This window comes from Dietzia sp. UCD-THP, from assembly GCF_000349585.1.
GTDB lineage: Bacteria > Actinomycetota > Actinomycetes > Mycobacteriales > Mycobacteriaceae > Dietzia > Dietzia natronolimnaea_A.
Genome location: NZ_KB714667.1, coordinates 1 through 3,121, shown reverse-complemented (window position 1 = coordinate 3,121; position 3,121 = coordinate 1). Strand labels below are relative to the sequence as shown.

Here is a 3,121-nt window from a genome sequence, read left to right as displayed (position 1 = left end):
TAGGGTGCTAGTATGGTGGTACACCAACAAGGGAAAGGGAGCCGAGATGACCACCAAGCGCAAGACCGCCATGACCCCCAAGCAGCGCGAGGCCGCGCGCGCCGCGCGGGAGGCCAAGGTCGAAGCCATGCAGGCCGACCTCGCTGCCGGAGTCGCCGCGCTGGCCGATTCCGACCAGTGGCGCCGCTGGCTCGACTTCCTCGGCTCGTTCCACACCTACAGCGTGAACAACGCCCTACTCATCCAGATTCAGTGCCCGCACGCCTCGCAGGTCGCAGGCTTCCGCGCGTGGCAGGGCAAAGGGCGCCAGGTCCGCAAGGGTGAGACCGGAATCAGGATTTTCGGCAAGCCGTTCCGCAAGGTCACCAAAGAGGACGAGCAGACCGGCGAGAAGGTCAGCAAGTGGGTCAAGTGCCCGCCCCCCGTCGCGACCGTGTTCGACATTTCGCAGACCGACCCCATCGACGGCGTAGAGCAACCGACCGCCCCCGTCTCCCAGCTCCAGGGCGACGACCCCACCGAGCTGTTCGAGCGCATCAGCGCCCACATGACCGCCCAGGGATGGACCATCGAGCGCGAGCAGATCCCCGGCGACACCAACGGATACTGCGTGGTGGACGGCACCCGCCGCATCGTCGTTGACGCCGACCTCAGCGACGCCCACGCCGCAAAGACGATGATCCACGAGGCCGCCCACGCGCTCCTCCACACTGACGACGAAGGCAAGGCCACCAAGGACCAGGACAGCGCCACACGAGAGGTCGAAGCCGAGAGCGTCGCCTACGTCGTCGCAGGAGCGCACGGACTCGACACCGCCGACTACTCGTTCGGGTACGTCGCAGGATGGGCCGGAGGCGACACAGCAGCGATCAAGGCAACCGCCGCCCGAGTCCAGGAGGCCGCCCACACGTTGCTTGAGGCGATCAACGCCGAGTCGGAGGCAGCCGAACCGGTCGCAGCCTAACCCCTCCCCCGCCCATCGCCGCGAGGCAGACGGACACCGGCCCCGACCGTGCATCCGCGCAGGTCACAGCCAAATAACGATCCTCCCCAGACCCCCAAAACCCTAGCGTACTAGTACGCTAGGGTGCTAGTATGGTGGTATACCAACAAGGGAAAGGGACACCATGACCAGCACCGGATTCCTGATCCGTACCGACGGCACCGCCGAGACTGTCGAGGTCGCCAGCGATTCGCGCGGCCACCTGGCGCACATGCGAACCCTCGTCGGGGCCGACTACCTCGACGTGATTGGCACCAGAAGCGCCTACGGGCAGATGGACGCTTGGGTAGACGACGAGGGCGCGTTCACTGCGATTCCGAACGTCGCCGCCACTGTGCTCCTGTCCGAGCTGGCCGGGCGGCAGATGCAGCCACTCTTTGGGCACGTGCTGATCCTGTCCCGCGCCGGGGCCGACACCATCAGTCTCAGTGCCGACCAGATCGAATACGTCCAGGCGCTCTACGGCCTCGCGCAGGAGCTTCCCGGCCTTCACGAGAGCATCGCCCGCGCGCACCACGAGGCCGCCGCGGCAGGCCGACGGTAGCCGCGCCGCCCCGCCCATCGCCGCGAGGCAGACGGGCGCGGCGGAGGGGCGACAGGTTCGCGACACCCCTAGCGTGCTAGCACTTAGTATGCTAGTATCCTAGTACCCACCAGGAAGGACCCACACCGTGACCGCAAAGACCGGCGACCTGCTCGACGCCTTCACTCTCGACACCGACACCGGCCCCATTGCCGCCGAGATTCGCCTCATGCACGCCGAGGACGGAACCGAAATGCTGTGGCACTACGAGAACGGCCGGCTCGCCTTCGCCCACCCGGCCTGCCGCTGCGGTGACTGCGGCGAGATCATCACCGCCGCGAGCGCCGGCCCTCGGTGCATCGCCTGCGCCACGGCCGCCGGAATCGCCCTAGACCTCGACTGACCGCCTACCTCCCGGCCTGTCGCCGGGCGGTGGACGGGCACCCGAAAGGACCGACCATGACCGCTGTCACCGTCTACACCGCTCCAGGGTGTGTGCAGTGCAACGCCACCACGCGCGCGCTCACCGAAGCGGGCATCGAGTTCCGCGAGGTCAACCTCGCCGTCGACCTCGCCGCACGCGACTACGTCCTAAACGACCTCGGCTACAGCCAGGCTCCCATCATCGAGGTTGACGGAGACGACCACTGGTTCGGCTTCCGGCCCGACAGAATCAAAGCCCTCGCACGCTGACGCCCGCTACCCGCCACGGAGGACCCCAAATGTACGAGCCCGAACTCATTGACACGATCCGACCCGATCACCCCGCGGGGTCCGCACTGCGCATACTCGCCCACTGGGGCGGGCTGGAGTTTGTGCAGCTCACCAGCATGACCGGCCCTGACGAGGACTGGACCATCCAGCTCGACCGGGACCAAACCGCGGCACTGGCCGACTCTCTCCGGTTCGCCCTCGCCCGGCTCGACCGCCGTCGCGCCGAGACCGACACCTGCACCCAGGGTGAGGCGGAACTCGCCGTGGGCGAAGCGCTCCGAGCCAGTACAGGCGACCCGCTCGACTGGGAAACCATCTCCGATGCCGTGGACGTCCATCTGGGCCGACTCGAACGCGAACACGGCCACCCGATCAACCGCGACGCCATTCCTCGCCTAACCGTGCAGGCCGTGCGCGACACCATCGTCCTCGACGCCCAGGCGCACCGCGCCTGACCGCCGGGGCCAATCCACCAGTAGGGGAGGGGCAGCACATGCACACCAGCACCGAGGACGACCAGCAAGCCACCGCCGACCCGGTAGACGTAGACGACCTGGCCGCCAGCGACGACGGCCCCACCGTGCCCGAGCTGGACCCCGAGGCAGCCCTTCTGTGCGCCCTGCTGCACACCGCCGACACCGCCGAGGCCCGACACATCACTGCGCAGCTCATCGAGGACGACTTCCTCAACCCTCGCTACGGCCAGTTGTTCGCCGTACTCGCCGAATTGGTCGCCGCAGAGGAGCCGCACCATGCGCCCCGCGTGCTCGCCGCCCTCAGCAACGGTGGCCGCCTCGCTGGTCACCACGGCCAGCTCCTGGCCGACGCTCTCCAAACCGTGACCCTCCTCGGCACGCCCGCCGTCGGCCTGCGCACCCTCG

General features: G+C 68.0%; 6 protein-coding genes. All 6 read left to right on the top strand.

The annotated features are described in order from the left end of the window. Positions 1-964: ArdC-like ssDNA-binding domain-containing protein (locus tag H483_RS37135; protein ID WP_238556418.1), on the top strand; the 964-nt coding region annotated here is incomplete at its 5' end. A 163-nt stretch (positions 965-1,127) separates the two neighbouring features. Continuing rightward, positions 1,128-1,547: a DUF3846 domain-containing protein gene (locus H483_RS37130; protein WP_017838471.1), complete on the top strand. Its 420-nt coding sequence runs from the start codon at positions 1,128-1,130 to the stop codon at positions 1,545-1,547. A gap of 127 nt (positions 1,548-1,674) precedes the next feature. After that, positions 1,675-1,929, top strand: a complete 255-nt coding sequence (locus tag H483_RS37125) for a hypothetical protein (RefSeq protein WP_017838470.1) — start codon at positions 1,675-1,677, stop codon at positions 1,927-1,929. Positions 1,930-1,985: 56 nt separating this feature from the next. Continuing rightward, a complete protein-coding gene (nrdH, locus tag H483_RS37120) occupies positions 1,986-2,219 on the top strand; it encodes a glutaredoxin-like protein NrdH (RefSeq protein WP_017838469.1) in 234 nt (77 codons plus the stop codon). 29 nt (positions 2,220-2,248) lie between these two features. Further along, on the top strand, positions 2,249-2,695 hold the full coding sequence (locus tag H483_RS37115; protein ID WP_017838468.1) for a hypothetical protein: 447 nt from the start codon (positions 2,249-2,251) through the stop codon (positions 2,693-2,695). Positions 2,696-2,733: 38 nt separating this feature from the next. Continuing rightward, a partial coding sequence (locus tag H483_RS37110; RefSeq protein WP_017838467.1) for a DnaB-like helicase N-terminal domain-containing protein occupies positions 2,734-3,121 on the top strand: 388 nt, incomplete at its 3' end.

What these genes read in the sequence shown, in the direction of transcription:
- H483_RS37130 (WP_017838471.1), top strand. Translation starts at nt 1,128, where the DNA reads ATGACCAGCACCGGATTCCTGATCCGTACCGACGGCACCGCCGAGACT.
- nrdH (WP_017838469.1), top strand. Translation starts at nt 1,986, where the DNA reads ATGACCGCTGTCACCGTCTACACCGCTCCAGGGTGTGTGCAGTGCAAC.
- H483_RS37115 (WP_017838468.1), top strand. Translation starts at nt 2,249, where the DNA reads ATGTACGAGCCCGAACTCATTGACACGATCCGACCCGATCACCCCGCG.